General features: G+C 47.8%; 1 protein-coding gene and 1 pseudogene. Both read left to right on the forward strand.

All coding sequences use genetic code 11. The features are described 5' to 3' along the window. Positions 1–412 (forward strand): annotated as a pseudogene (locus CAGA_RS12735) (hypothetical protein); the annotation flags it as partial. After that, entirely contained in the window at positions 409–591 is a 183-nt protein-coding gene (locus CAGA_RS12520; RefSeq protein WP_135661210.1) for a hypothetical protein, read from the forward strand. The pseudogene CAGA_RS12735 and the gene CAGA_RS12520, both read left to right, overlap by 4 nt. The last annotated feature ends 64 nt before the right edge of the window (positions 592–655 follow it).

Consider the following 655-nt stretch of genomic DNA (forward strand, 5'->3'; position numbering starts at 1 on the left):
CAATTCCGCCCCGGAGAACAAACCGCTGACGCTGGAACGGCTCCGGCAGATGGACGGGGAGCCAGTATGGATAAAAGGTAGTGATGCTAAAACAAGCGGATGGGCACTTATAAAAGGCAAAAGAGAAAAGCAAATAGCGAATTGTCCTGATGACTGGAATATTAGCTATTACATGAAAGATTATGGTAAAACTTGGCTTGCCTACTCCCGCAAGCTGGAAAACAAGCCGCTGACGAATGGAGACTTAATCCGCAGCATGAGTAATGAAAAACTCGCCGTAACGCTCACGTGTCCTAATGAAATGGGTATGGATGAAATTGATTGCGATCACTCCGACGATAAAAATTGCTGTCAATGTTTGCTGGATTGGCTGAATCAACCCTACGAACCAGAACAGGAGGCTACACTATGACCGCTTTAATTGATGTCCTGATTTATCTATCTATCATCGGCACCGCCGTGCTGATTTTTGGAACGCTCCTGTACGGCATAAACCGGCTGATCTTTAAAACCCACCGTATGGACGCGGATGGCGCCCGGATCCATTACAACCGGGAGTACATACGCAGGAGGCTGGGAAAAGCATGGTAAGCCGGGCATATGCCGCATGGCGCGCAGAGTGTATCAAAGCTGATATCGAGATGGGATTTTACAA

The sequence above is a fragment of the Caproiciproducens galactitolivorans genome (assembly GCF_004768785.1).
Taxonomy (GTDB): domain Bacteria; phylum Bacillota; class Clostridia; order Oscillospirales; family Acutalibacteraceae; genus Caproiciproducens; species Caproiciproducens galactitolivorans.